Annotated in this window: 20 protein-coding genes and 2 pseudogenes; 6 read left to right on the forward strand and 16 right to left on the reverse strand. The window is 61.0% G+C overall.

The window, feature by feature from the left end:
* Nucleotides 1-273 precede the first annotated feature (273 nt).
* From SC318_RS10425 to SC318_RS10435, 3 genes are all read left to right on the forward strand, one after another.
* Complete coding sequence (locus SC318_RS10425; protein WP_320430715.1) at nucleotides 274-1680, forward strand: purine-cytosine permease family protein; 1407 nt, start codon at nucleotides 274-276, stop codon at nucleotides 1678-1680.
* Nucleotides 1681-1851: 171 nt separating this feature from the next.
* Nucleotides 1852-2847 carry a hypothetical protein gene (locus SC318_RS10430; protein WP_320431211.1) on the forward strand — a complete coding sequence of 332 codons (996 nt, stop codon included), beginning with the start codon at nucleotides 1852-1854 and terminating at the stop codon, nucleotides 2845-2847.
* Nucleotides 2848-2849: 2 nt separating this feature from the next.
* A complete protein-coding gene (locus SC318_RS10435) occupies nucleotides 2850-3212 on the forward strand; it encodes a hypothetical protein (protein WP_320430716.1) in 363 nt (120 codons plus the stop codon).
* 102 nt (nucleotides 3213-3314) lie between these two features.
* Here SC318_RS10435 and SC318_RS10440 read toward each other — a convergent pair whose 3' ends face one another.
* From SC318_RS10440 to ribBA, 5 genes are all read right to left on the reverse strand, one after another.
* Nucleotides 3315-4469, reverse strand: coding sequence for an ABC transporter ATP-binding protein (locus tag SC318_RS10440; protein ID WP_320430717.1), 1155 nt, complete (start codon nucleotides 4467-4469; stop codon nucleotides 3315-3317).
* 17 nt (nucleotides 4470-4486) lie between these two features.
* Nucleotides 4487-5296, reverse strand: a complete 810-nt coding sequence (locus tag SC318_RS10445; RefSeq protein ID WP_320430718.1) for an ABC transporter permease — start codon at nucleotides 5294-5296, stop codon at nucleotides 4487-4489.
* Nucleotides 5297-5302: 6 nt separating this feature from the next.
* Nucleotides 5303-6220 carry an ABC transporter permease gene (locus tag SC318_RS10450; protein WP_320430719.1) on the reverse strand — a complete coding sequence of 306 codons (918 nt, stop codon included), beginning with the start codon at nucleotides 6218-6220 and terminating at the stop codon, nucleotides 5303-5305.
* Entirely contained in the window at nucleotides 6217-7242 is a 1026-nt protein-coding gene (locus tag SC318_RS10455; protein ID WP_306492594.1) for an ABC transporter substrate-binding protein, read from the reverse strand. Before SC318_RS10455 ends, SC318_RS10450 begins: the two co-directional genes overlap by 4 nt.
* Before the next feature lie 178 nt (nucleotides 7243-7420).
* The gene (ribBA, locus tag SC318_RS10460) at nucleotides 7421-8527 is read right to left on the reverse strand and encodes a bifunctional 3,4-dihydroxy-2-butanone-4-phosphate synthase/GTP cyclohydrolase II (protein ID WP_320430720.1); all 1107 of its coding nucleotides are present in this window, start codon (nucleotides 8525-8527) and stop codon (nucleotides 7421-7423) included.
* Between the two features lie 68 nt (nucleotides 8528-8595).
* Here ribBA and SC318_RS10465 point away from each other — a divergent pair, with 68 nt between their 5' ends.
* Entirely contained in the window at nucleotides 8596-8889 is a 294-nt protein-coding gene (locus SC318_RS10465) for a DUF1330 domain-containing protein (protein WP_306492596.1), read from the forward strand.
* 128 nt (nucleotides 8890-9017) lie between these two features.
* On the opposite strand, the gene SC318_RS10470 is transcribed toward SC318_RS10465, so the two are convergent.
* The 10 genes and pseudogenes from SC318_RS10470 to SC318_RS10510 all read right to left on the reverse strand — a co-directional run bounded on the left by SC318_RS10470 (nucleotide 9018) and on the right by SC318_RS10510 (nucleotide 17741).
* Nucleotides 9018-9581 (reverse strand): NUDIX hydrolase, encoded by a 564-nt coding sequence (locus SC318_RS10470; protein ID WP_320430721.1) that lies wholly within the window; start codon nucleotides 9579-9581, stop codon nucleotides 9018-9020.
* A 2-nt stretch (nucleotides 9582-9583) separates the two neighbouring features.
* Complete coding sequence (locus tag SC318_RS10475) at nucleotides 9584-10336, reverse strand: GntR family transcriptional regulator (protein ID WP_306492598.1); 753 nt, start codon at nucleotides 10334-10336, stop codon at nucleotides 9584-9586.
* 23 nt (nucleotides 10337-10359) lie between these two features.
* On the reverse strand, nucleotides 10360-10749 hold the full coding sequence (locus SC318_RS10480; protein ID WP_306492599.1) for a carboxymuconolactone decarboxylase family protein: 390 nt from the start codon (nucleotides 10747-10749) through the stop codon (nucleotides 10360-10362).
* Nucleotides 10750-10762: 13 nt separating this feature from the next.
* Entirely contained in the window at nucleotides 10763-11248 is a 486-nt protein-coding gene (locus SC318_RS10485) for a flavin reductase family protein (RefSeq protein ID WP_320430722.1), read from the reverse strand.
* 12 nt (nucleotides 11249-11260) lie between these two features.
* Nucleotides 11261-12742 (reverse strand): aldehyde dehydrogenase, encoded by a 1482-nt coding sequence (locus tag SC318_RS10490; protein WP_320430723.1) that lies wholly within the window; start codon nucleotides 12740-12742, stop codon nucleotides 11261-11263.
* The gene (locus SC318_RS10495) at nucleotides 12739-13572 is read right to left on the reverse strand and encodes an alpha/beta fold hydrolase (RefSeq protein ID WP_320430724.1); all 834 of its coding nucleotides are present in this window, start codon (nucleotides 13570-13572) and stop codon (nucleotides 12739-12741) included. Before SC318_RS10495 ends, SC318_RS10490 begins: the two co-directional genes overlap by 4 nt.
* Before the next feature lie 39 nt (nucleotides 13573-13611).
* On the reverse strand, nucleotides 13612-14202 hold the full coding sequence (locus SC318_RS10500) for an amino acid synthesis family protein (protein WP_320430725.1): 591 nt from the start codon (nucleotides 14200-14202) through the stop codon (nucleotides 13612-13614).
* Between the two features lie 563 nt (nucleotides 14203-14765).
* Nucleotides 14766-15281, reverse strand: a pseudogene (locus tag SC318_RS27030) (methyl-accepting chemotaxis protein); the annotation flags it as partial.
* A gap of 348 nt (nucleotides 15282-15629) precedes the next feature.
* A pseudogene (locus SC318_RS27035) lies at nucleotides 15630-16709 on the reverse strand (cache domain-containing protein); the annotation flags it as partial.
* 141 nt (nucleotides 16710-16850) lie between these two features.
* Nucleotides 16851-17741, reverse strand: a complete 891-nt coding sequence (locus tag SC318_RS10510; RefSeq protein WP_320430727.1) for a bestrophin family protein — start codon at nucleotides 17739-17741, stop codon at nucleotides 16851-16853.
* A gap of 265 nt (nucleotides 17742-18006) precedes the next feature.
* On the opposite strand from SC318_RS10510, the gene SC318_RS10515 reads away from it, so the two are divergent.
* Both SC318_RS10515 and SC318_RS10520 read left to right on the forward strand, forming a co-directional pair.
* Nucleotides 18007-18858, forward strand: coding sequence for a hypothetical protein (locus tag SC318_RS10515; protein ID WP_320431212.1), 852 nt, complete (start codon nucleotides 18007-18009; stop codon nucleotides 18856-18858).
* 2 nt (nucleotides 18859-18860) lie between these two features.
* Nucleotides 18861-19886, forward strand: coding sequence for a GGDEF domain-containing protein (locus SC318_RS10520; protein ID WP_320430728.1), 1026 nt, complete (start codon nucleotides 18861-18863; stop codon nucleotides 19884-19886).
* Nucleotides 19887-19903: 17 nt separating this feature from the next.
* Here the strand turns inward: SC318_RS10520 and SC318_RS10525 are convergent, their stop codons facing one another.
* The gene (locus SC318_RS10525; protein ID WP_124366712.1) at nucleotides 19904-20203 is read right to left on the reverse strand and encodes an ArsR/SmtB family transcription factor; all 300 of its coding nucleotides are present in this window, start codon (nucleotides 20201-20203) and stop codon (nucleotides 19904-19906) included.
* Nucleotides 20204-20282 lie beyond the last annotated feature (79 nt).

The raw sequence follows: 20282 nt of genomic DNA on the forward strand, positions 1-20282 counted from the left end.
TGATGGTATACCGTAATACATAGGTTGCAAGGGCTTTTTTGAAGAAGCGATAAACGTGTCCAGCACCCGCGAAAACCCTCTATTGCGGGGATTTATCCCTTGATACCGGGTTTTGTTGGGCCGGGATTACCCCATCTGAGGCGGACTGGACCAGCGGATCAGCCTTGCAAAAAGTTGGAATACCATAATATGGTGTTCGTCTAAGGGGCGGTCGTAAACCCCCCTCGATTGGCGTCAAACAACTATAAGAGCAGACCAACGCGAGTTATTTATATGCCTCAAATGTCCCGGCAAGACCCCCTGATCGAGCATCACACGGTCGATTACGTCCCCCTCGCAGAGCGCCACGGGAAGGCCCGCGACCTGTTCACATTGTGGTTCAGTACCAATATCGCGCCGCTGCCCATCGTCACTGGCGCAATGGTGGCCCAGGTGTTTCATCTCAACCTGATGTGGGGGCTGCTGGCGATCATCCTCGGACACCTGCTCGGCGGTGTGGTGATCGCCCTGGCCTCGGCCCAGGGCCCGCGCATGGGCATCCCGCAGATGGTGCAGAGCCGTGGCCAGTTCGGGCGCTACGGCGCGCTGCTGATCGTGTTTTTCGCGGCGCTGATCTACATCGGCTTTTTCATTTCCAATATCGTGCTGGCCGGCAAATCCATCGTCGGCATCGTGCCCTCGGTCCCTGTGCCGGCGAGCATCCTCATCGGCGCCCTCAGCGCTACGGCCATTGGCGTGATCGGCTACCGCTTCATCCATACCTTGAACCGCATCGGCACGTGGGTGATGGGCAGCGCGTTGCTCGCCGGTTTTGTCTACATCTTTGCCCACGACCTGCCGCCGGACTTCTTCACCCGCGGCGGCTTCAACGCCGCCGGCTGGCTGGCCACGGTGTCGCTGGGGGTGATCTGGCAGATCAGCTTTTCGCCCTACACCAGTGACTATTCGCGTTATCTGCCGGCGGACATCGGCATCACCCGACCGTTTATAGCCACCTACCTGGGCGCGACCCTGGGCACCATCCTGTCGTTCGCTTTCGGCCTGGTGGCGGCACTGGCGACACCGGAAGGCACCGAAGCCATGATCGCAGTCAAGCAAGCCACCGGCGCGCTGGGGCCGATCCTGATGGTGCTGTTTCTGCTCAATATCATTAGCCACAACGCACTGAACCTGTACGGGGCGGTGCTTTCGATCATCACCTCAATCCAGACCTTCGCCAGCCGCTGGACCCCCAGCATCAAAGTGCGCGTGGTGCTCTCGGGCGTGATCCTCGGCGGTTGCTGCGTGGTGGCGCTGGGCGCGTCCGCGGACTTCATCGCGCAATTTATCGGGCTGATTCTCGCGCTGTTGCTGGTGCTGGTGCCTTGGGCCTCGATCAACCTGATCGATTTTTACATCATCAAACGCGGGGTGTACGACATCGCCTCGATCTTCCAGGCGGATGGCGGAGTGTATGGGCGGTTTAACCTGCATGCGATCGTGGCGTATTTCATCGGGATCATCGTGCAACTGCCGTTTGCCAATACGTCGTTGTATGTGGGGCCGTGGGCCAACCTGGTGGACGGCGCGGACCTGTCGTGGCTGGTGGGGTTGGTGGTGACGTGTCCGTTGTATTACTGCCTGGCGACGCGCAAGCAGACGCAGAAGGTCCGAGCGGTGAAGTTGGGTTATTCGGACTGATCCTCACGTCAAATCAAATACCCGGCGCTTGCCGGGTATTTTTTTGTAGTCGGTTTTCCCTGGTGCAGTAGGCAACTTCTCTATTTCTCTCCACGCCTTCCGGCTGGTGTCCGGGCCGTATTCGCTTGCTTATATTTCCACGCCATCGCTATTGGACGTGGGATGCAGCGCATGGCGCAGGGTTATATCAACGACCATACAACTGACTACAGCAGCTTGAAGTCGCGCTTGATGGGGGGAGGCTTGAGCCGCCAGCGCTCCGACCATTTTGATGTGCTCAACCGCCACCTGCGCCATGGGCTGGTCACGCCGGGGCAATTGGTGATTATTCCGGATGCACACAGCGTGGAATGCTCCAGGGACGAAGCCTGGTTGATGCGCCATGCCGAGCAGGTGCGGCGCGACCTGGAACAGCACTCATCGACCGGGGCGGCGGTAGTCAATGACTATGACTTGCTGCAGAGCTTGCTGACCTATGGCTCGATTGGCGTGGGCAGCGCGACATCGGCCTGGGCGCGACATTTGGATGAAATAGTGCATACGTTGGAGGAAATCGAGCGCTTGCATCAACGGATGAAAACGGGCGGGTTGAATCGCAATGCCTTCATTGGCCAACGGCAGATGCTGTTTGCATTGCTGGATACGCAACTGCGTGGCGCGGCCAGATTGGGTACGGGGTTGCGCAGTAATCAGTCGTTGAAGAAGGTCCTCGGGGTCTCCACCAAAAGCTATTTGCATAATGCGGAGATTGCCGGGTATGCCCAGCGGATGGGGGCGATTGCGCAGGTATCCAAATGGTTGGGCAAGGGTACGTATGTGGGAATGGTGATGGACGTTGGCGCGGCGGGATTGGAGATCAAGGAAGCGTGCATGACGGGGAGGGAGGCGCAGTGTCGGCGGGCCAAGTATGTGGAGACGGGGCGGTTGGCGGGTAGCGTGGCGGGTGCTTCGATCGGGGGAGTCTATGGTGCCAAGGTTGGGCGGAGTGTTTGTAGGATAGCTTTCGCTATTGCCACTAAGGGACGCGCTGAGTTGGCCTGTGGAATTATCGGTGGCGCTGCGGGAGGGTATTCAGGAGGCGCTTTGGTCGGCGATGGCGGTGCGCTTCTAGGGGGAGGAGTTATCGAAGCCGACGGACATTTTATATTTCAACCAGAAGGGGCTTAACGATGTCGTTCTTTTTGGTTTACACCATCGTGTGGATGGCTGGGACGCATGTCCTTTTGGGGCTGATTCTATATGCCGAATATAGAAAGCTCGACGAGCTGGAAAGTTACTTCAGTGAGAACGAAAGAGTTCGTAGGCATAAACGTTTTTGGAAAAGAAACCAACGGATCGATAGGTTTCACCGTATGGGACTGATGGTTGATTTCCTGTCCGATTCAAAGCGCTTCGTGAAAGCTGGCCTAGTCACCGAGGGCGAGTTGGCGTCAGTTCCTTTAGCGCTCAGAAGATGGGCATTGTGGCCCTATCGCAGCTGTCATATCTGGGCGGTTGGAACCGTCATCTGGGCCATTTGGTCCAGGGCTTGAGGCGGCGCTCCGATGGCGGAACAGCCAGCTACAAAAAACCAGCTGACGGATATTCCGCTATCGGGAGCCATCCGCTCCCACATGAAGCTTTCCGAGGCAGGCTCAATGCGCCCCGGCCGCCTTGTTCAAATCACTCTCGGCCCACTCCGTATACACACACGCATCCGCCGTGGCCCAGCGTACCCGCACCGGGTCGCCGGCCTTGAGCGGCATGCCCGCCGCAGAGAGCGCTTTGACCGTCATCGAAGTACCGCCGAGGGTCTTCACCGCGCAGGTCTGGCTCTCGCCCAGAAACAGCACCTCCCCGACAATCGCCGAGACTTCATTCCAGCCTGCGGCCAACGGTTGTTCGGCGGCCTGTTCGACGCTCAGTGCCAGGGCCTTTTCCGGGCGTACCATCAGTAATACATCCTGCCCGGTGTGCAGCCCGGTGGTCAGGCGGATCGACAGCGACTGGCCTTCAAACGACGCTGCCGCATTGCTCCGGGCCTTGAGCTTGAGGAAGTTGGAATTGCCCAGAAACGAGGCGACGAACGCGTTCGGCGGGTTCTGGTACAGGTCGAAACCGCTGCCCAGGCCGACAATTTTGCCATGGCTGAATATCGCGATGCGCTGGGACAGGCGCATCGCTTCTTCCTGGTCGTGGGTCACGTAGACGATGGTGATGCCCAGGCGCCGGTGCAGCTGGCGCAGTTCGTCCTGCAGGTCTTCACGCAGTTTCTTGTCGAGGGCACCGAGGGGTTCGTCCATCAGCAGGATGCGAGGCTCGTACACCAGCGCGCGGGCGATGGCCACTCGCTGTTGCTGGCCGCCGGACAGTTGCGAGGGGCGGCGATGGGCGAACGGTTCCAGCTGTACCAGCTTGAGCATGGCGTCGACGCGTTTCTCGCGTTCGGCGCTGGCCAGTTTGCGGATGGCCAGGGGGAAGGCGATGTTGTCGCGCACCGACAGGTGCGGAAACAGCGAGTAGCGTTGAAACACCATGCCGATGTCGCGCTTGTGCGGCGGCACGTTGACCAGCGATTGCCCACTCACCAGGATCTCGCCGCTGCTCGGCGTTTCAAAGCCAGCGAGCATCGACAGGGTGGTGCTCTTGCCCGAGCCGCTGGAGCCGAGGAAGGTGAGGAACTCACCGTCCTGGATGTCCAGGGAGATGTTGTCCACGGCGGCAAAGTCGCCGTAGTACTTGTTCAGGTTACGCAGGCTGACCAGTGGTTGGCCGGGGTTCTGCGCGACATCTTGGATTACTGCACTCATGTTCTGCTCCTCGGCGCCTAGGCGCGGGTTTCAGTGCGCCGACGAAGGGCGGCGGCAATCACCATGACCAGTACCGACAGCCCGATCAGCAACGTCGAGGCGACGGCGATCACAGGCGTCAGGTCCTGGCGCAGGGTGGTCCACATTTTGACGGGAAGGGTTTGCAGGGTCGGGCTGGCCATCATCACGCTGAGCACCACTTCGTCCCATGAGACAAGAAAGGCGAACAGCGCACCGGCCACCATCCCTGGGCGAATCGCCGGGAAGGTCACCTTGAACACCGCCTGCAGGCGCGAGGCGCCGCAGATCACCGCGGCGTCTTCAATCGACTTGTCGAACAGCTTGAGCGAGTTGATGATCGAGATGATGGTGAACGGCAGCGCGACAATCACATGGCTGACCACAAAGGCGAACATCGTGCCGGTATAGCCTAGCTTGAGGAACAGCGCGTACACCGCCACGGCGATGATCACCAGCGGCACGATCATCGGCAGGGTGAACAGGCCGTAGAGCAGCTCGCGGCCGGGGAAGCGTCCGCGCACCAGGGCAAAGGCCGTTGGCAGCCCCAGCGCGACGGCGAAGAGCATGGTCAGCACCGCCACCTTGAGGCTGGCCATCGCCGCGTTTATCCAGTCGGGATTGGAGAAGAACTGGCCGTACCATTTGAGCGTCCAGCCCGGTGGCGGGAACACCAGCCATTGCGACGAGCCGAACGACAGCAGCACGATAAACACGATCGGCAAGAGCAGGAACAGGCCAATCAAGCCGGTGGTGGTGTAGAGGCCCAGGCGCATCCTGCGGCTCATGGCGTTGGGGGTCAGGAGCATGACGGCTTACCTCGCGTTGCTGGCACCAACCGGGGACTCCGGCTGGAGCTTCAGATAGAAGTAGAACAGCACCAGCGTGATGAAAATCAGCAACGCCGCACCGGCACTGGCCAGGCCCCAATTGAGGAACGATTGCACCTGCTGAATGATGAACTCGGGCAGCATCATGTTTTGCGCACCGCCCAGCAGGGCTGGGGTGACGTAGTAACCGAGGGACATCACAAATACCATCAACCCGCCGGAGAACAACCCCGGCCGGCACAGCGGCAGGAACACCCGAAAGAAGTTGGTCCACGGGCTGGCGCCACAGATGGAGCCGGCCTGCAGGATCATCGGGTCGATGGCCTGCATGGTCGCCTGCAGCGGCAACACGATGAACGGAATCATGATGTAGCTCATGCCGATCACCACGCCGGTGAGGTTATGCACCATCTCCAGCGGTTGATCGATGATGCCCATGGCCATCAATGCCTTGTTGATCACCCCGGAGGCTTGCAGCAAGACCAGCCAGGAATAGGTGCGGGCGAGCAAGCTGGTCCACATCGACAACAGCACGATGTTAAGGATCCAGCGGCCCCAGCCGCGCGGCACCAGGGTAATCGCCCAGGCCAGCGGAAAGCCCAGCAGCAGGCTGAACAGGGTCACCAGGCCAGCCACCGAAAAGGTATTGAGCAACACCCGCGCATACGCCGAGTTGGCAAACAACTGTTCGTAGTTACCCAGGCCCGGCACCGGCTCCAGCACGCCGCGCAGCAGCAGGCCGATCAGTGGCGCCAGGAAGAACAGGCCGAGAAACAGCAGCGCCGGGACCAGGTTGCTCGACCCGCGCCAACGCTGCTTCAGGGACGGCGCCCCGGCCTTGCCGGCAACTGCACCGCCGGCGTCGAGGGCGCCGGCGGCCGGTGTGGTTGCCGTCATTTTCATTTGACTAGCCATTCATTCCACCGTGTCGCAATGGCCGGACCGTTCTTGGCCCAGTAGGCGAAATCGAGGGTGATCTGGTCCTTGGCGTAGGCCGTCGGCAGGTTGGGCGCCAGGACCGAATCCAGGCGCTGCACGCTGTCGATGTTCACCGGGGCGTAGGCGGTCAGGTTGGAAAAATCCGCCTGGCCCTTGGCGCTGCTGGCATTGGCCAGGAACTTCATCGCAGCCGCTTTGTTTTTCGAGCCTTTAGGCACCACGAGAATGTCGGCCATCACCAGGTTCTGCTTCCAGCTCACGCCCACCGGTGCGCCATCTTCCTGCAGGGCGTGAATGCGGCCGTTCCAGAACTGGCCCATGCTGACTTCGCCGGAGGCCAGCAGTTGCTGCGACTGCGCACCGCCGCCCCACCAGACGATGTCTTTTTTGATGGTGTCGAGTTTCTTGAAAGCTCGGTCCAGGTCCAGTGGGTAGAGCGTGTCGGCGGGTACGCCGTCGGCCAGCAGCGCCAGTTCCAGCACGCCAGGGCTAGGCCATTTGTAGAGGGCACGTTTGCCGGGGTAGGTCTTGGTGTCGAACAAGGCGCTCCAGTCCTGCGGTTTGCCGGCGCCGAGCTTGCCTTCGTTGTAGCCGAGCACGAAGGAAAAGAAGAACGAGCCGACGCCATGGTCGGAGACGAAGCGCGGGTCGATCTTGTCGCGCTGGATCACCGAGAAGTCGAGGGGTTCGAGCAGACCTTCGGCGGCGGCGCGCAGGGCGAAGTCGGCTTCGACGTCCACCACGTCCCACTGCACGTTGCCGCTTTCGACCATGGCCTTAAGTTTGCCGTAGTCGGTGGGACCGTCCTGAACCACGGTGATGCCGCTGGCTTTGCTGAACGGGTCAGCCCACGCCTGCTTCTGTGCGTCCTGGGTGCTGCCACCCCAGCTTACGAAGTTGACACTTTCCGCCGCCAGCGCCGCCTGGCTGGCCACGCTCAACAATCCCGCAAACAGCGCCGCGGTTGCACCTTTGTTCAACACCATTTTTACGCCCTCATTGTTGTGTTTATGAGCGGGGCTTTGGAGTGCCCGCCTATCGGGAGCAGTCGGTCCGGATTGCCTGGTCAAGGTTGTCCGACCTATGGAATATCATATTATGGTATTCCAAACTTTGCGCAAGCACTTTGCCATACCGGTTATCCGCCATGCGGGGTTTCCAGCCTCAGATGAAGGGGATGCTTTCCACGACTTCCAAGTCGTAACCGGTCAAGCCCGCGTATTTCAGCGGTGGTCCGAGGTGACGCAGTTTGCCCACGCCCAGGTCCTGCAATATCTGCGCGCCGGTACCCACTTCTGAATAAATCCGCGATTGCGACCGGCTGAACTGACGCGGCGCCTGGGTCAACTGCGGTACGCGTTCCAGCAGTGCCTGGGACGATTCATGGTTGGCCAGCACCACCACCACGCCGCTGCCTTCTGCCGCCACGCGTTGCAAGGCGGCCCACAAGGTCCAGTTGGACGGCCCACTGTAGTCGGCGCCCACCAGGTCGCGTAGCGGGTCGATCACGTGCACACGCACCAGTGCCGGTTCATCGCGGCGTAGTTGGCCCATGACCATGGCCATGTGCACGCCGCCGTCGATGCGGTCTTCAAAGGTGATCAGGCGGAAGGTGCCGTGCACCGTGGGCAGGTCGCGTTCGCCGATGCGCACCACGGTGCGTTCGGTACTTAGGCGGTAGTGGATCAGGTCGGCGATGGTACCGATCTTGATCCCGTGCTTGCGGGCAAAGGCTTCCAAGTCGGGGCGGCGGGCCATGGTGCCGTCGTCGTTCATCACTTCGACAATCACAGAGGCCGGCGCGTGCCCGGCCAGGCGCGCCAGGTCGCAGCCGGCTTCGGTGTGGCCGGCGCGGGTCAGCACGCCGCCATCCCTGGCGCGCAGCGGGAAAATATGCCCAGGCTGCACGATGTCGGCAGGCCCGGCGTTGATGTCGACGGCCGCCGCCACGGTGCGTGCGCGGTCGGCGGCGGAGATGCCGGTGGTCACCCCGATGGCGGCTTCGATGGATACGGTAAACGCAGTGCTGAACACGCTCCCATTGCTGGGCACCATCTGCTCCAGGCCCAGACGTTGGCAATGTTCATCGGTGAGGGTCAGGCAGATCAGGCCACGGGCTTCGCGGGCCATGAAGCTGATAGCCTCGGCGGTGCAGCACGCAGCGGGCAGCAGCAGATCGCCTTCGTTTTCCCTGTCTTCGTCGTCGACCAGAAGGACCATCTTGCCCTGGCGGTAGTCTTCGATGATGTCTGCGATGCTGTTGAAGGACATGGAAGGAGCTCGACTTTTTGGTTGTATGTATTATGGTATACCACAAATCTAAAAAAGAGGATGTCCCGATGAAGGCCTATTGGATTGCCCATGTGGATGTGTCCGATGCAGAGCAATACACCCAGTACACCCAGCGCGCACCGGCTGCGTTTGCGAAGTTCGGCGGACGATTTCTGGCCAGGGGCGGGCGCAGTGAGGCGATGGAAGGCGGCCCGGCACGGCAGCGCAATGTGGTGATTGAGTTTGAAAGTTATGAGCAGGCGGTGGCGTGCTATGAGTCCGCCGAATATCAGCAGGCCAAGGGGCACAGAGCGGGGGCGGGAGAGGCGCAGATCATTATTGTGGAAGGGCTGGCGCCCTAGGTATATCTGGCCGAGTGTGGTCCTAATGTGGGAGGGGGCTTGCCCCCGATGGCGGTGAGTCAGCTATAAACAAGCTGACTGACAGGCCGCTATCGGGGGCAAGCCCCCTCCCACATTCAGGCTGAAGATCAGCGCATGAAGTGGATCTTGCCGCTGTCGTCATTCCCCATGTAGATGCCATAGACCCCAGCCTGGCGTTCCTCGATGTAACGCTCGAGGATCTGCCGGATCGCCGGGTAGTAGATGCTGTCCCACGGAATGTCCTCGGGGGCGAAGAATGTGTAGGCCTGGGTTTCCGGGCCGAACTGGCCGGTGATCTCCAGCGCGATGGCGCGGAAGATGATGTACACCTCGCTGATCTTCGGCACGCTGAAAATCGAGTAGGGCGAGATGATCTCGGCGCGCACGCCGCTCTCTTCCCAGACTTCGCGCAACGCCGCCTCTTCGGTGGTTTCGCCACCTTCCATGAAGCCTGCCGGCAGCGTCCAGGTGCCGGGGCGCGGCGGGATTGCGCGCTGGCACAGCAGGTACTTGCCGTCCTGCTCGATGATGCAGCCGGCGATGATCTTCGGATTGATGTAGTGGATATAGCCGCAGCCCCGGCACATCAGGCGCTCGTGGGTGTCGCCCGGTGGCAGCTGATGACCGAGGTCACGGCTGCCGCAGGTCGGGCAGAAGCTGGGGCTGGGCACGGTCAGTGACCTATGCGCGGTTCTTTAAGCGCGATTGGCAGGGTGATCTCGGGGAGCTTGCCGGTTTCTTCCTGTTTGCGCTTGAGGTAATCCAGGGCCACGGCTGCCGCTGCACGCACGTGATCGACGCAGGCCTGGTGGGCGGCGAGGGGGTCACCGCTCTTGATCGCCTGGACCATGCGTTCCATTTCCTGGTTGCTGGCGCCACGCCGGTTTTGCTGGGACACCGAGGTCGCGCGCAGGTAGCTGATACGCGCCTGCAACTGGCGCAACTGGGTGGCGGCTACGTGGTTGCCGGAGCCTGCGAGCAACACATCGTAGAAGCCCTGCACGGAGTCGATGACTTGCTGCAGTTCGCCTTCCTTGAGGGCCTTGCGGTTTTCCTCGAGGGCTTTTTCCAGGGCCTTGATGTCCTTGGCCTTGGCGCGCAGGGTGAACAACTGCACGATTAAACCTTCGAGTACGCAGCGCAGTTCATAGATATCGACGGCATCGGCCAGGGTGATGATCGCCACCTGCGGACCCTTGGCATCGGCGAATTCCACCAGGCCTTCGGACTCCAGGTGACGCAAGGCTTCGCGCACCGACGTGCGGCTGACGCCGAGGCGATCGCACAGGTCGCGCTCCACCAGGCGGTCACCGGGCAGCAGCTGGAAATTCATGATGGCGCTGCGCAGTTTCTCCAGCACGATTTCGCGCAGGGTGACCGGGTTGTGATTGACCTTGAAGCTGTCGTCGAGGGGCGCGCGTTTCATGGGGTCTGCTCTGAATGTAGCGGTTAACTGGAGGCCTCGGCATCGGCTTCGGCGAAGGCTTCACGGGCCAGCCGGAAGCTGTCCACGGCAGCGGGAACCCCGCAATAAATGCCGACCTGAAGCAAAATTTCGCGTATTTGTTCACGACTAAGCCCGTTGCGCAAGGCGCCGCGCACGTGCAGTTTGAGTTCGTGAGGCCGATTGAGGGCCGAAATCATTGCCAAGTTTATCATGCTGCGTTCCTTAAGCGACAAACCCTCCCGGCCCCATACATGGCCCCAGCAGTACTCGGTGACCATTTCCTGCAGCGGCCGGGTGAAGTCGTCGGCGTTGTCGATTGAACGCTGTACATAGGCCTCGCCCAAGACCTGAGTACGGATTTTCAGGCCTTGTGCATATTTGTCGTTGCTCATGGTTCAGCGCTCCTCAGGCCAGGGTCGGCAGCGGGCCCAGCTTGCCCTTGTGATAGATCATCGGCGTGACCGGCTGCGCAGGCAGGATCAGGTTCTTCACCGCGCCAACAATGATCGCGTGGTCACCGCCGTCGTATTCGCGCCACAACTCGCACTCGATGATGGCCGTGGCGTTGGCCAGCAGCGGGTTGCCCAGCTCACTGAGGTGCCACTCGATGCCCTTGGCCTTTTCCTTGCCTTTGCTGGCAAAGGCATAGGCTTCCGCGGTCTGGCCGGCGGACAGCAGGTGAATCGCGAAGCGCTTGCTGTCGCGCAGGATCGGGTAGGTGTCCGACGCGTAGTTGGGGCAGAACAGCACCAGGGCCGGCTCGATCGACAGTGCACTGAATGCGCTGGCGGTAATGCCGACGATACCGCCGTCCGGATCGAGGGTGGTGACCACCGTGACGCCCGATGGGAACGAGCTCATGACGTCTTTGTAAATGCCGGGTTCGATCATGGTTGTGGACTCTTAACGCATCACAAAGGGATCAGGCATGGGCGCCTGGGAGAGGTTGATCCACACCGTCTTCAGCTCGGTGTAGGCCAGCACCGAATCGATGCCGCTTTCGCGCCCGTAGCCGCTGTTCTTGAAGCCGCCGATGGGTGCCATGGCCGAGACGGCGCGGTAGGTGTTGACCCAGATAATCCCCGAGCGCACGTCTCGGGCCAGTCGATGGGCGCGGCCCAGGTCGCGGGTCCAGATGCCGGCGGCAAGGCCGAACTGCGAGTCGTTGGCAATCGCCAGTGCTTGGGCTTCGTCCTTGAAACGGATCACCGACGCCACTGGGCCGAACACTTCTTCCTGCATGATTTTCATCGAGTTGGTGTCGCACTCGAACAACGTCGGCTCATAGAACCAGCCTTCACCGAGGTTCGGCGGGCGCTTGCCACCGGTGCGCAGGCGTGCGCCTTCGGCGATGGCATCCGCCACCAGGCCTTCGACCACGGCCAGCTGCTGAGCGGTGGCCATGGGGCCCATCTCGCTGGCATCGTCCAGAGGGTTGCCGATGCGGATGCGCTCGGCGCGCTGCACCAGGCGCTCGACGAATTCATCGTAGATGTCTTCCTGGACCAACAGGCGCGAACCGGACACGCAACTCTGGCCCGAGGCCGCAAAAATACCGGCAATCGCACCGTTGATGGCGCTGTCGAGGTCAGCGTCGGCAAAAATGATATTCGGTGATTTACCGCCCAGCTCCAGCGACAGCTTGGCGAAGTTCTCCGCGCTGCTGCGCACCACATGGCGTGCGGTGGCCGCGCCGCCAGTGAAGGCGATTTTGCGCACCAGTGGGTGGCGGGTGAGGGCGGCGCCGGTACTCGGGCCGTAGCCCGTCACGACGTTGACCACGCCCGGCGGAATCCCGGCTTCGAGGGCTAGACGCGCCAGTTCCAGGATAGTCGCCGAAGCGTGTTCCGAGGGTTTGATGACGATGGTATTGCCCGCCGCGAGGGCCGGCGCGAGTTTGATCGCCGTCAGGTACAGCGGGCTGTTCCACGGAATAATCGCGGCGACCACGCCCATGGCTTCGTGGACCGTGTAGGCGAACAGGTCCGGTTTGTCCAGCGGCAAGGTGCCGCCTTCAAGCTTGTCGGCCAGGCCTGCGGCGTAATGAAAGAACTCCGGCAGGTAGCGGACCTGGCCGCGGGTCTCGCGGATCAGCTTGCCGTTGTCGCGGCTTTCCAGCTGCGCCAGTTGTTCTGTGTTCTCGGCGATCAAGTCACCCAGGCGGCGCAGCAATTTGCCCCGTGCAGTGGCGCTGAGGCCGCGCCAGGCCGGGCTTTCGAAAGCCGTTTGCGCGGCCTGTACGGCGCGGTCCACATCGGCTTCATCGGCATCGGGCAATTGCGCCCACGGTTCGGCCAGGGCCGGGTTGAGGCTGTCGAAAGTCTTGCCGGACAGGGCATCGACCCATTCACCGCCGATGCACATCTGGAAGCGTGCGAGTGTCATGCAACGATCCCCTTTATTGGATTGTTTTGGGCGTACACGGTATTCAGGAACCCCAGCAGGAGGCTGTTGACCAGGCGCGGTGATTCCACCGGCATCATATGTCGTTGCTCGGCCAGCACCGCCACCGTTGCACCGGGAATGCGGTCGGCCAGTTGCCGGGCCATTTCCGGTGTCGAGCCGGGGTCCAGTTCGCCGGTGGCGACCAGGGTGGGTGCGCGCAGCCCCTTGAGGTCGTCGGCGCGGTACATGTCCTGGGTCGCAAACAGCTCGTAGGTGGTGAGGTAGCCCTGGGGGTCATTGCCCGCCAGGGTCTGGCGCAGCGCGGCGATCTGCGCCGGGTTGGCCGCCTGGTATTCACGGCTGAACCAGCGCGACAGCGCCGCCTCCGCATTCGCATCCGGCCCGTGCTCGGCGGCCTGGGCCGTGCGCGCGATTACGCCGGCACGTTGCTCGGGACTGCGGTTGAACACACTGTTAAGCACCACCAGGCTTTTGAGACGGTCGGGGTAGTGCAGGGCAAACGCCCGTGCGACCAGGCCGCCCATGGAAAACCCGATCACCGTGGCCTGGGGCAGTTGCAGGTGGTCGAGCAGTTCCAGCAACTGGTCCGCATAGCCGAGCAACGGTGTGCCGGCGGCCGGGCGCGGGCTGGCGCCATGGCCGAGCATGTCATAGCTGATCACGTGGTAATGGGTGGCCAGGCCAACGACTTGCCCGCCCCACATTTCTTTATTCAGGCCCACGCCGTGGATCAAAACCACAGGCTGGCCTTGGCCGGTCGCCAGATAACTGGTGCCAGCCGGGGTGCGTTCAGCGGTGAGCCGAATCATGGAGCGCTCCTGCATGCTTTTTGTTATGGCGGGTTTCGCCTACTGGGCTTTTTCAGCCGCCAGCTCTTCCAGGTCGATGTAACGGTTGCCGATCCGTGGATGCAGGCGCCCGCCATCGGCGCAGCCCAGCACGACGACGATTTCGTCAGCGCGCGGCGCGTCTTCGATTTGCATTTCCAGGGTGATGTAGTGCGAGCGCAGGCCTTCGTCGTCCTTGTGCATCATCGGAATCTGGATCGAGGTGCCCGGACCGCCGCGCTTGTTGGTGAAGCTCAGGTAGCTCTTGGCCTTGACCGCTTCGCGGTAGTGGTTGCCGAAGCGCAGGGTATGGATGATCGCGCTCGCGTGTTCGATCTCGCCATCGGCACCTACCACGGCGGCTTTGCCGTAGGCCTCGATTTTTTCGGCGCCACCGATGATGCCCACCAGGCGCTCGACCATCAACGCGCCGAGGTCGGAGCAGTTGGCGCGGATCTCCGGCTTCAGGTCTTCGACGAAACCACGACCCAGCCAGGGGTTTTTCAGGACCACGGCCAGGCCGACCATTTTCACGGGCGTGTCGGAGGCTTTGCCGCCTTCGATAAAGGTCTCTTCTACATAACTGACGATCTTGCGGATTTCGAAACTCATGGGTTGCTCCGTCTAAGTAAGGGTCTGCGTATGATGGTATACCATAATACGAGAATCGCAATAGGCGGCAGTAAGATCCCAGGCAAGCGCACATGTGAGCGCTCGAGCAGTGGCCTGATGAGGGGGCTTGCCCCCGATTGCGGTGTTTCAGACACAGATGCAGTGGCTGACACTCCGCTATCGGGGGCAAGCCCCCTCCCACATTTGTAGCTGCGTTGGCTTTAGAATTTGAAGCGGCCCACCAGGCCTCTTCGGCCACTTGGTGCTGTTCTTCGGCAGCGGTGGTGATCTGGGTGTTCTGGTCGCGAATCGAGGCCACCGAACCGCGGATCTTGTCGAAGCTGTCGCGGGCCTGCTGGATGCGTTCCACGCTGGTGTGGGACACCAGCAGGCTGCCTTGCATCTGCTCAACGCGGTGCGCCAGATGCAAAATTGCCGCAGGTACGCAGATCAAAATGTGGGAGGGGGCTTGCCCCCGATTGCGGTGTTTCAGACACAGATGCAGTGGCTGACACTCCGCTATCGGGGGCAAGCTCCCTCCCACAGTTTTATTTGCGCTGGCTTTAGAATTTGAAGCGACCCACCAGGCCTTTGAGTTGCCCGGAAATATCGGTCAAACGCCCCGACCCGGTCTGCGCCGAATGAGCAAACTCTTCAACCAGTTGCGCATCGGCATGAATCTGGGCGATGTGCCGGTTGATCTCCTCGGCCACCTGGTGCTGTTCTTCGGCCGCGGTGGCGATCTGGGTGTTCTGGTCGCGGATCGAGTCCACCGAACCGCGGATCTTGTCGAAGCTGTCGCGGGCCTGCTGGATGCGTTCCACGCTGGTGTGGGACACCAGCAGGCTGCCTTGCATCTGCTGGGTGACTTCCTGAGTACGGCGGGCCAGGTTGCCCAGCAGGCTGTCGATCTCGCCGGTGGAGTCGGCGGTGCGTCGGGCCAGGGCGCGGACCTCGTCGGCAACCACCGCGAAACCACGACCCTGGTCGCCGGCACGTGCCGCTTCAATGGCGGCGTTGAGCGCCAGCAGGTTGGTCTGTTCGGCAATCGAACGGATGGTGTCGAGGATGGTGTTGATGTTCTGGCTGTCTTGTTCAAGCAACTGCATGGTCTGCGTGGATTTCTGCAGGTCTTCGCTGAGCTTGAGCACGCTGCCGGTGGCTTCGCCGATGTGCTGCTGGCCATTGTGCACATCCCGATAGCCTTCATCGGCGCTCGACGCGGCGGCGCTGCAGGAGCGCGCGACTTCGTTGGCGGTGGCCACCATTTCGTTGAAGGCGGTGCTCACCAGTTCCACGGCTTCGCGTTGGCGGCCGGCAGCCTGGTTCATGTTGTTGGCCACTTCGCTGGTGTCGGCGGCGGCGGTTTGCAGGTCCGAGGACGCGTTGCCGATGCGTTGCACCAGTTGCGCAATCATGCTCAGGAACTGGTTGAACCAACCGGCCAGGCTGGCGGTTTCGTCCTTGCCCTGCACTTTGAGCTGGCGGGTGAGGTCGCCTTCACCTTCGGCGATTTCCTGCAGGCCATCGGCCACGCCGCGAATAGGGCGCACGATCACCCGGGCGAAACTGGCGCCGACGATGGCGAAGACCAGCGCCAATACGGCGGCGATGGCGGCAATCAGCCAGGTCAGGCGGGTGGCGCCGGCCATCACTTCGTCACGCTTGATCAGGCCGATAAAGCGCCAGCCCAGGTCTTTGGAACTGACGACGTTGGCCATGTAGGCCACGCCGTCGATGTTCACTTCGGTCACCCCATCACCGTGCTTGGCCAGCTCGGCGTAGTTGGGCCCCAGGTCGGCCAGCGGTTTGAAGTTGTGTTTGGCATCGCTGGGGTCTACCAGCACGTTGCCGTCGGCCTCCACCAGCATCAGGTAACCGCTTTCGCCCAGTTTGATGGTGCGCACCAGTTCGGTGAGCTGCTTGAGCGACACATCCAGGCCGACTACGCCAAGAATGTTGCCCGTGGCGTCGGCGACGGTATGCACGGTACCGATCAGCACCACATCGTCCGGTGCCCAGTAATAAGCACCGGTGCGCACGGTCTTGCCTGGCGCCGCGATGGCGGCCTGGTACCAGGGGCGCACGCGTGGGTCGTATTGAGTCAGTTTGGCGTCGTCCGGCCAGCTGGCGTAGCCGCCATCGCGCAGGCCCAGGGACAGGTAGGCGGTGCTGGGGTGGCTCTTGGCGAACTGGTCGAAGATCGCCAGCAGTTCGGTATTGGTCGGGGTGAGCGGGATTTGCGCGGCGTCCGCGCCGGCATAGCTTTTCAAATCCTTGGCCGCGACAATGCGCGGGTCCTTGGCCACGTACTCGACGTTCTGGCTGATGCCGTCGAAAAACTGCTTCATGCCGTTGTCGATCTGGCGGATCTCGCGGCCGCTGCTGTCCAGGAAGTTGGCCAGGGCTCCTTCGCGCACATTCAACACCACGATAATGGCGACCAGCACGACCGGGAGGCACGCGATGGCCGCAAACGCCCATGTCAGCTTCTGCTTGATATTCATGACTTCACCCGCGGGTATTTATAGTTTTGGCAAGGGGAGAAACGGTCGTGCTGTGCGTCGCAGGCGTTGTTATGCAGAGAAGGCCATGCTTACCCTCGGTTTATCGACCGAGGGCGCCAGCACTTGAGGGGAGGGGGGATTTCAGCCGATCTGGTCGCCAGCCAGGGCATCACGGCGCATGGACTGCAGGTTCTTCTCGATGGTTTCGCAGATCGCTTCCATTTGAATCTGATGTTCACTGGAGCGAAACGGGCTTTGCAGGTCGGTGCCGATACGTTCGATTGCCAGCAGCATGAAGCCCACCACGGTGGACGCCAGCGGGGTGAACCAGCCCAAGGATTCCACCAGGCCCACGGGCACGATCAGGCAGAACAGCGAAATGAACAGGCGGGGGAAATACACATAGGGGTAGGGCAGCGGTGTGTTGGCGATCCGCTCCATGCCGCCCTGGGCATTGGACAGGTCCACCAGCGTCGACTCCAGCCGCGCCAGGCGGATGCTGTCCAGGTGGCCGGCCTTGTATTCGCGGGCCAGCAAGGCGGCCGAGCCGGTCAGAATATCGTTGGCGAAGTTGTTGGTGGCGCCGTTGCGGGCAAATTCCTCGTCGGGGATGAACGCGCGCACTTCCTCCGGGCAAGGCTCGCCCTTGAGGTGCGCGGCCAGGCAATTCACATAGGCCACGTGCCGGCGCAACAGCGTGGATTTGATCGGGTTCACGTCGCTGCCGGGGTCGTCCAGCAGGGTCAGGACCTGGCGCGCGAAGCTGCGCGAGTTGTTGACCATCGCGCCCCATAAGGTGCGCGCTTCCCACCAGCGGTTGTAGGCGCTGCTGTTACGGAAACTGATCAGCACCACCAACGCCGAGCCGAGCAAGGTCAGGGGCATCAGCGGCAGGTTGATCTTGGTGTTGAGGAACAGCATGAAATCCACCGTGACGGCGATATCCCACAACAACAGCCAGAACAGGGCCCAGCCAACATAGCCCATGGTCTTGATGATCAGGCGGTATTTCTTGAGAAGGGCAGCTTTCAAACGGGAACCTCGCGGCGTGCGGTTGGCAACAGTGCCAGGTTACGACGCCGCTGAAGCATGAAGGTTCGCCAAGCAAACCCGCTTCGCCAAATCTGGAACAAGTTTGGTACTGATGACGTCTTGCGCGGCAATCGCTGTACATTGCGGGCGAGGCAAAAAGCCATTAACCGCAGGGTTTATTACCACGTGATTTGTTTTAGGGCCGGGCTGCAGGGATTTCGTAGCTGAGATCAGTGGAATCAAGTTGGATGATCAGGGCTCTTTCATGCATGTCAGTTCGTTGAAGTCGGCTATGTGTAATACCGCGCAAGCGCTCGAACGTCATAAGGATTTTGAATCGTGCTTGAGGGCGCATTACCACGTGCTGCTCGTGCCTTATTCCAGACGACCGTTTTTCTACAAGAGTGCACTTAAATACAGCCGCTTGATGGTGTCGTTTGCCTTATTGAGTGAGTACTTCGCCACACCCTTGCCGTTATTGTCCGAAGTTAAAACCCTGTGCGTAACGCGCAGGTATTGTTCGAAAAACAGCCTGGAATCGATCTTTCTATTGTTTCGCGCGCTGGGCTTCATGGAAGTTGCGCCGCACCCCGAAGACAGTCGCTTCCGCGTGTTTGCGCCCTCGGACGAAGCCTGCCGCGAAGCGCGTCTGATGCTGACGTCCCTTACGGAATCACTGGCGCGGCTGTACCCCGAAAGGGCGATTTTCCAACAGCTTCGCGAGTTGGATGACCGTGGCTTCCTGGCCCTTTACTTCAGGGGATTTGCCGTCATTCTCGACGCCGACCTCACGGTCGATGTGCTGCTGCCGGAGTGTTACTGGCTGGTGAAAAGAGACGCCGGCCACCTGTTGATGCTGGCCATTTATAACGATGCCTTTGCCCCGGATAACGACCGGGCAACGTTCAGGTCATCTTCCTATCTGGCATTGGCCAAGCAACTTTCGGTGTCCAAGACCCACGTGATCCGCATGGTTCAGGAAGGCGTGGAAAAAGGCTATTTCAAAGCTCACTCCAAAACCCGGCTGGAAGTGCTGCCACCCTTTGTCAGCCTGGTAAAGCGGTTCATGGCCTTTTCATTTGCGGTTGGCCTGCATGCTATAGAAATGGGAGCGTAAGGATGCCTGCTCACTTGAAGTTAAGGCCCAGGATGCGCAGTTTGCTGTCGCCTGCGGTGACGCAAGCCGAATGGATCGGCATCGTGGCCTGGACAGTTATCGGGCTGATCCAGGCCATGATGTTCGACCTGTCCATGTTGAGCGTCACCCTTGGCTTGTTGCTGGTGTGTCGGGTTCATTCGCTGACCACCCACTTTATGCTTTGGCGCTTACTCGGGGTGACCTACATCGTGCTGTTGTCGGTGGGGTTTGCTTATGTCATCGAGGTCAATCCGCAGTTGCGTATCTATGGCTTGCCCTTGGCCGTCACGCTGGTCGTGGGCAGCGCGATCTTGTTCATCAGTGTTCAGGATTACCTGGTCGGCGCGCTGTCGGTCTGGCTCATCCTGTGGTCGCCGATGCAGGCAGAGCTTTATGCCGGCACCCAGAGCTACCTGCTGATCTTTTGCGCCTCTTCGGTGTCGATCGGTTTTGTCCTGAGTTACTCCTATTTGAAAAACCTGCGTTCGGTGTTGCTGGTGGAAAGTGAGTTTCGCACGTTGGCCGAGACCGATTACCTGACCTCTATCCTCAACCGGCGCGCGTTCATGCAAAGCTTCGAAACGTTGCTTGGCAGTGGCCAGGGCGGCTACTTCATCATGCTGGATATCGACAGTTTCAAGGCCATGAATGACCGTTATGGCCACGACGTGGGGGATAAAATCCTGCGGGCCATGGCGCTTTGCCTGAAAAACGCCAAAGGCAGCCACAGCTTTGGAAGGATCGGCGGGGAAGAGTTCGGTGTGCTGGTGCAGGGCGATGACCCGGCGCTGGCCTGCGAATTTGTGCTGGACTTGTTGCAGGCGATTCGTTGCAGCGTCGCGGCACCGAACAACTACACATGCAGTGCCGGCATGGCGCGGTTTTCGTCAGGTGATGAGCTGTCGGCGGTACTCAAGATCGCCGACAAGAACCTGTATGGCGCCAAGCGCAACGGCAAGGATTGTGTGCATCTGGACGGTGCGCCGCTGCGGCCTGTCACCGCCTGAAGCGAAGTCGGCGGGGTTTACCGCTGGGCAAGCACACTGGCCAGCAGCCCGGGGAAGCGGCCCTCGAGCTCTTCACGGCGCAACGAGTTCATATGGGTGGTGCCGACGTTGCGCGTGTTCACCAGGCCGGCATCGCGTAATACGCGAAAGTGGTGGGACATGCTGGATTTGGGCCGTCCGCCGTCCAGTTCGCCACAACTGGCTTCGGGTACGCCGGCCAGGCAGCGCACGATGTCCAGGCGCACGGGGTCGCTGAGGGCGTAAAGCACGCGCTCAAGGGTCAGTTCTTGTGGGGTAGGGTGTTTGAAGGCTCGCATGCAGCGGATCATAACAGGGGGGTATCGCTCAATACCATAGTTCGATTACCATCGAACTATCGAATCACTCACCCTTCCC

Origin of the sequence: Pseudomonas sp. MUP55 (assembly GCF_034043515.1) — a bacterium.
In the GTDB taxonomy this organism is placed as follows: Bacteria; Pseudomonadota; Gammaproteobacteria; order Pseudomonadales; family Pseudomonadaceae; genus Aquipseudomonas.

Coding starts and splice junctions, on each gene's coding strand:
- SC318_RS10475 (WP_306492598.1), bottom strand. CDS start 10,336: ATGAAACGCGCGCCCCTCGACGACAGCTTCAAGGTCAATCACAACCCG.
- SC318_RS10480 (WP_306492599.1), bottom strand. CDS start 10,749: ATGAGCAACGACAAATATGCACAAGGCCTGAAAATCCGTACTCAGGTC.
- SC318_RS10430 (WP_320431211.1), top strand. CDS start 1,852: ATGGCGCAGGGTTATATCAACGACCATACAACTGACTACAGCAGCTTG.
- SC318_RS10490 (WP_320430723.1), bottom strand. CDS start 12,742: ATGACACTCGCACGCTTCCAGATGTGCATCGGCGGTGAATGGGTCGAT.
- SC318_RS10440 (WP_320430717.1), bottom strand. CDS start 4,469: ATGAGTGCAGTAATCCAAGATGTCGCGCAGAACCCCGGCCAACCACTG.
- SC318_RS10500 (WP_320430725.1), bottom strand. CDS start 14,202: ATGAGTTTCGAAATCCGCAAGATCGTCAGTTATGTAGAAGAGACCTTT.
- SC318_RS10525 (WP_124366712.1), bottom strand. CDS start 20,203: ATGCGAGCCTTCAAACACCCTACCCCACAAGAACTGACCCTTGAGCGC.
- SC318_RS10485 (WP_320430722.1), bottom strand. CDS start 11,248: ATGATCGAACCCGGCATTTACAAAGACGTCATGAGCTCGTTCCCATCG.
- SC318_RS10445 (WP_320430718.1), bottom strand. CDS start 5,296: ATGCTCCTGACCCCCAACGCCATGAGCCGCAGGATGCGCCTGGGCCTC.
- SC318_RS10465 (WP_306492596.1), top strand. CDS start 8,596: ATGAAGGCCTATTGGATTGCCCATGTGGATGTGTCCGATGCAGAGCAA.
- SC318_RS10520 (WP_320430728.1), top strand. CDS start 18,861: ATGCCTGCTCACTTGAAGTTAAGGCCCAGGATGCGCAGTTTGCTGTCG.
- SC318_RS10450 (WP_320430719.1), bottom strand. CDS start 6,220: ATGAAAATGACGGCAACCACACCGGCCGCCGGCGCCCTCGACGCCGGC.
- SC318_RS10435 (WP_320430716.1), top strand. CDS start 2,850: ATGTCGTTCTTTTTGGTTTACACCATCGTGTGGATGGCTGGGACGCAT.
- SC318_RS10495 (WP_320430724.1), bottom strand. CDS start 13,572: ATGATTCGGCTCACCGCTGAACGCACCCCGGCTGGCACCAGTTATCTG.
- SC318_RS10515 (WP_320431212.1), top strand. CDS start 18,007: ATGCATGTCAGTTCGTTGAAGTCGGCTATGTGTAATACCGCGCAAGCG.
- SC318_RS10425 (WP_320430715.1), top strand. CDS start 274: ATGCCTCAAATGTCCCGGCAAGACCCCCTGATCGAGCATCACACGGTC.
- SC318_RS10455 (WP_306492594.1), bottom strand. CDS start 7,242: ATGGTGTTGAACAAAGGTGCAACCGCGGCGCTGTTTGCGGGATTGTTG.
- ribBA (WP_320430720.1), bottom strand. CDS start 8,527: ATGTCCTTCAACAGCATCGCAGACATCATCGAAGACTACCGCCAGGGC.